The organism is Mangrovimonas sp. DI 80 (assembly GCF_001975575.1).
In the GTDB taxonomy this organism is placed as follows: Bacteria; Bacteroidota; Bacteroidia; order Flavobacteriales; family Flavobacteriaceae; genus Mangrovimonas_A; species Mangrovimonas_A xylaniphaga.
In genome coordinates this window covers 1-4,825 of the sequence record NZ_MSDT01000015.1, presented here as the reverse complement: position 1 = coordinate 4,825, position 4,825 = coordinate 1, and the positions used below count along the sequence as shown (strand labels likewise).

The following is a 4,825-nucleotide window of genomic DNA, read 5'->3' as shown; positions in this document are numbered from 1 at the left end:
ATTGTTTGTTCAATTTTTAGTCAACCTATTTCAGGAAAATTCACATTTTGTATGGTTGCCAACGGTTGGTGTATGGAAAGTTGCGTTTTTGTGTGCGAGGATTTTCCGCAGGAAAATCAGACGTAACAAAAATGCAACGACCTTTGATTAAGCACTAATTTAGCAATTTTTTATACACGTTGTTGTAAAACGTTTTTTATTTTTAATACATCCAATTCAGTTTATTTTCATCAATTAATATTTCTCCCGAATTTTTAAAGTACAATCCAAGCGAGTTACTATATACCCACAAATCCGTTTTCGTTTTTTTATAATGACTTTTTTGTTGGTCAGAATAAAAGTCAAACGGAATAACTAAATATATACTAATGTCATCAGAATCAATAAAAATCATTGGCTGGTTAACAACTATCGAGTCAGAATTTGTTTTTTTTATTGACTCATATAAACCATTATTAAGTTTGTTTTCTAAATTATTAATGAGTTTATCGTAAAGCTTAATATATTTTAAAGTGTCAATAATTGATGGGTTATATCCATGATTGATTGAAAAAACTACTTGTCCGTTTAAATCTTGACTTCTCTTGAATCTGATCTTGTTGTTTTGACCATTGCATGCAAGAGATAGAATCAATAAAAATTTAAACGTCAATATTTTCATTTTAAATGTTTTACAACGGTTTGTGTAACGCCGCCGTTGCGGTGTAGCATGGTTTAAAGATAGGTAAAGAAAACTGACATTACACGTTTGCGAGTATTTTCCGAAGGAAAATCCGAAGCAATGCGTGTTACACGGTGTTGTAGCACGTTTTTATTTTTTTTATCCAGTTCTTTTTGTTCTCAATAATGCCAGTCGGTAATTCATTGATTTCATTCTGTTCAATTTTATCAAGACAAGCTGAAATTATTGTTTTTGTTTCGCTGATTTCTAAAATTTCGTTTAGGTCAGGTTTTCCGTAATCCAAAGCAATCATTGATGACCAAATTCCAACACGATATTGATATTCACCAACAAAACTCGCAAATTTTTGAAGTCCGATTTCATGAATGATTTGCTTTCCAAGTTCAATTATTGCTTTGTATTCTTTTGAGTCCGATTTGTTAAAGTCAAATGGATGTATTCCCAAAATATAAAGGTTTTTACAGCCGAATAGAAAGTCAGTCGTTTTGGGATTCATTATTTTGTCAAATTTTTAGTTTATAAAATTCCTCAAAACTTACTCGCTAGCCAAAGAAATTAATCTCTTTTTCGTGATAATGGTAATGTGCTACAACGGTTTGTGTATAGTTTCGTTGCGTGAAAATCCGCAGGATTTTCAGGTTTAAGAAACTAAGATAGCAAAGTTGCGAGGATTTTCCGAGAGGAAAATCGGAAGCAATGAATTATACACTGTGTTGTGTACAGTTTTTTATTTAGATTTTTGATTTTCAATCTTCCCTTGAAGTATTAATTTAATAAGGTTTAAAAAAGCTAAAGCAGGTAAATAGAACATTACTCCAATGGCTATAAAAATGTAGGTTGCTCCAGAAAATTCGTTTCCGATTTTGAAGTTTAATTTATTTGTAATCCAAGTAATTGGTATTAATGAGACTGCAATAATACCTTGAATGATTAATGATTTATTCAATACTTTAATCAAGTTTATAAAGCTGAATGACCTAATTATTTTATGTTTATATAGGTTCCATAGAATTGGAATGGAGAAAAATAGAACAACTAAAAAAGTAACAATATTCGGGGCTCCAGGAATCATAATTAGCTTAAAGTATTCATAATAGATTTACGTTTAGTAATTGTACACAACGGTTGGGCTATGAGCCGTGGTGGGTGAGTGGGTCGAGCCGAGCGTTGGCCTTTACCTCTGGCCGGGCTCGAGCCACTGTGTTGCCAGGCTCATTTCAGTTAGGATTTTAAATATAGGAAAATAGTCGAAACTTGTAAGAACCAAGCCATGGCTTATAGCATCCATGAAAAAGCAGTAAGTCGAGTATCTTTAAAGTTCACTAAAACAATAAAAGATATGAACACTCAAATTACTGCCAGCCCTAAATTATATATAGGAATCGACATACACAAGCGGAGCTGGAAAGTTCATTGCTCGACTGATCTGTTTTGTGGAAAGAGTTTTAGTATGCCACCAGAACCAGAGCAGTTGAAAGCCTATGTAGACAAACATTTTTCAGAACATAAGGTCAGTACGGCCTACGAGGCAGGGTGTTGCGGCTATTATGCGCATCGTTGTTTCGAGAGCTATGGTTGGCACTCTTTGGTGGTTAATCCGGCAGATATCCATCGTAAAGGTAAGGAGCGCTTTACTAAAACAGATCGTATAGATGCCCAACTTATCAGCCGCGAATTAAAAGACGGTCGGCTATCGAGTATTCATGTGCCAGATATACACCGTGAAGCGCTTAGGAGCTTGTTTCGCAGACGTTATGATTTGGTAAAGGACTTTAGGCGTGTTAAAAGTTACATCAAAATGCAGTTGCTTTACTTTGGCATAAAGGTGCCTGAGCAGTATGACAATGACCATTGGAGCCATGGTTTTAGGAGTTGGTTAGATAATATGATATTTCAGTACCCAATAGCTAAGGCAAGTTTAGAAAGTCGTATGCGTCATTTTAGGTTTATAGATGAAGATTTACGTTTGGTAAGCAATCAGCTCAGGGCCTATTGTCGCAAACATTTCAAGAAAGACTACTATCTGCTAAGAAGTATACCTGGCATTGGTGGTATTGTTGCCTGTGGTATCATATGTGAACTGGGTGACCTTCGTCGGTTCAACAATTTGAAGCATTTGGCGGGTTATGTGGGGTTAGCTCCAGGCGTCTATCAAAGCGGAGCCAATAGCAAGACCATGGGCATTACACCAAGAGCTCACAGATTGATACGCTCATATTTTATAGAAGCCTCATGGCAAGCTATACGAACCGACCCCGTGATGCAGAGTTATTATCGCAAGCATTCAGGCAAGGACAGTAAAAAGATCATAATAAAAGTAGCCAGAAAGCTATTGTGCCGGACATTGGCCGTAATAAAAACAGAAACCCCTTATGAAATTGGTGTAGTAGAGTAGGAAATAAACCAATAACAAAGCTCACAGAAATATTTAAAGTCCATATCACAAAACAATGTAGGTGGCATTTTTAATGACCACACCCGGTTAGCAAGTGGCTGGACTTATTATAACTTATAATCATATAGATGCTGGTGACGGCCAAAGAGAGTTGATCACAAATAGGATGCGGAGCAAGTTATTTAGTATTGAATTAGAGATGAATCATAGCTTCATCCATAATTCAACACGTTTAAATATTTTAAAATGAAATAGTTAAAAGATAAAATATTAACTTTGAGAAACTGGACTAGTGCTTTTCATAGGAGCCATTGTTGTAGCACGTTTTTTTAATTGTTAATCATTTCTCCAGTCCAAATTTCACCAACATTTCTAAAGTATTGCTTACCATTATCTTTTTCCTCAACTTTATAGGAGTCATTAATGAAATTTTTGAAGTATTCTTGATCTTGGAGCCAAAGTTGTTGACTTTCATAGTTTTCTTTTGGAAAGTTTATTTCCCACTCATCTAAAGTGTCTGAATCGATTTTTTGCGACCATACTAAATTTCCTTTCTCCTGTTTAAAGTCCTTAAGATCAATTATATTCTTTGGGTTGTTAGGAACATCGAAGCATTGATTTTGATAATAATTTATTCTTTCATCTCCAATAGCACAGACGATTTCACTTTTTGGTAGTCGAGGGTCATAAATCCAAACACCCAAATAGAAAGGAATGCCTAATTCCATTAATTTAATTTTCCAAGTTAAATAGGTGTTATAAAGTAATTTGAAAATTTCCTTTCTTGTTTTCCCTTCAACAATATCTAAATAGTCATAACAATCATCAATTTGAAAGTTCAAGTATTTTTGTTTAACGAGCTTTTCCTTATCAAATATAGTTTCATCAAGATATTCTTCTTGTTCGATCCATTTTTGAATACCCTTAATTCTTTGTTCGAAGTTCATTTCTAAAATGTGCTACAACGTTAGGTATATGTTCAGCTTGAGCGTTGTTTTGTCGTCATAAATGTATGGATAATATTCCTACATCCGTATATTTATGAAAGGCAAAATGGAACATATACCATGTTGTGAGCTTTAGTTTTAAACCACGTGCTGCTGAGCATTTTTTTTTTTAAGTTTAAAAGTCCTCATTTCATTAATTTTTTTCGGACCAATGAAATGAGCTAAATGTCCGTAGGCCAGTTTCACTCCGCTTGCTGAATTCCGATGTTTTTACAGGTCCAATGAATTATGTAACTGGCATGGATCGTTTGACCTGGGCGCTTTTTAATCCTTTTAATTCTTTTAGTTCTGTAGGGCGTTGCGCTGCTCCGGTCAGGTGCTGGATTTCACCCCTTTGGGGGATTGCAGTTGTGGTCGGAATCCAGTACCTTGCATTCAAGTTTTGTACGACACCGCTCGTTTGAAAATACATTTTCACGGCGCTCACCGCCGAAAACTTGGAAGCGGATGGGCCCCTGGCCATCCCCTTGGACCAGCCCAACGCCCAGCTGTCCACTTCAATTAAAATCAAGCGCAAAAACATCGAATTGAAAATCAAAAGGTGAAGCTGGTCTATTGCTTACAACGGTAGTATAAAAACAATTGTTTTTATACCCATTATATTTATTTAACCAAATCTACATATAATTCTTACATATCCAGTGGATTTGTAATAGAATTAAACGTATTGCTGGCTACATGGGTGTAAATCTCGGTGGTTTTTGTGGAATTGTGTCCCAAAAGAAGTTGGATGTATCGCAG

6 protein-coding genes and 1 pseudogene are annotated in these 4,825 nt (G+C 35.4%); 1 reads left to right on the top strand and 6 read right to left on the bottom strand.

The annotated features are described in order from the left end of the window. Nucleotides 1-202: 202 nt before the first annotated feature. From BKM32_RS16295 to BKM32_RS16420, 3 genes are all read right to left on the bottom strand, one after another. The gene (locus BKM32_RS16295; protein ID WP_076665389.1) at nt 203-661 is read right to left on the bottom strand and encodes a hypothetical protein; all 459 of its coding nucleotides are present in this window, start codon (nt 659-661) and stop codon (nt 203-205) included. Nucleotides 662-788: 127 nt separating this feature from the next. Further along, nucleotides 789-1,178 (bottom strand): hypothetical protein, encoded by a 390-nt coding sequence (locus BKM32_RS16290; protein WP_076665387.1) that lies wholly within the window; start codon nt 1,176-1,178, stop codon nt 789-791. Nucleotides 1,179-1,409: 231 nt separating this feature from the next. After that, complete coding sequence (locus tag BKM32_RS16420; protein ID WP_123812157.1) at nt 1,410-1,628, bottom strand: hypothetical protein; 219 nt, start codon at nt 1,626-1,628, stop codon at nt 1,410-1,412. Between the two features lie 393 nt (nt 1,629-2,021). Here BKM32_RS16420 and BKM32_RS16280 point away from each other — a divergent pair, with 393 nt between their 5' ends. After that, nucleotides 2,022-3,077 (top strand): IS110 family transposase, encoded by a 1,056-nt coding sequence (locus BKM32_RS16280; protein WP_076665391.1) that lies wholly within the window; start codon nt 2,022-2,024, stop codon nt 3,075-3,077. 329 nt (nt 3,078-3,406) lie between these two features. On the opposite strand, the gene BKM32_RS16275 is transcribed toward BKM32_RS16280, so the two are convergent. From BKM32_RS16275 to BKM32_RS16625, 3 genes and pseudogenes are all read right to left on the bottom strand, one after another. Next, nucleotides 3,407-4,024, bottom strand: coding sequence for a hypothetical protein (locus BKM32_RS16275; RefSeq protein WP_076665384.1), 618 nt, complete (start codon nt 4,022-4,024; stop codon nt 3,407-3,409). A 286-nt stretch (nt 4,025-4,310) separates the two neighbouring features. After that, entirely contained in the window at nt 4,311-4,622 is a 312-nt protein-coding gene (locus tag BKM32_RS16270; protein WP_123812156.1) for a hypothetical protein, read from the bottom strand. A 92-nt stretch (nt 4,623-4,714) separates the two neighbouring features. Then, a pseudogene (locus BKM32_RS16625) lies at nt 4,715-4,825 on the bottom strand (integrase); the annotation flags it as partial.

Coding starts and splice junctions, on each gene's coding strand:
- BKM32_RS16295 (WP_076665389.1), bottom strand. CDS start 661: ATGAAAATATTGACGTTTAAATTTTTATTGATTCTATCTCTTGCATGC.
- BKM32_RS16290 (WP_076665387.1), bottom strand. CDS start 1,178: ATGAATCCCAAAACGACTGACTTTCTATTCGGCTGTAAAAACCTTTAT.
- BKM32_RS16280 (WP_076665391.1), top strand. CDS start 2,022: ATGAACACTCAAATTACTGCCAGCCCTAAATTATATATAGGAATCGAC.
- BKM32_RS16275 (WP_076665384.1), bottom strand. CDS start 4,024: ATGAACTTCGAACAAAGAATTAAGGGTATTCAAAAATGGATCGAACAA.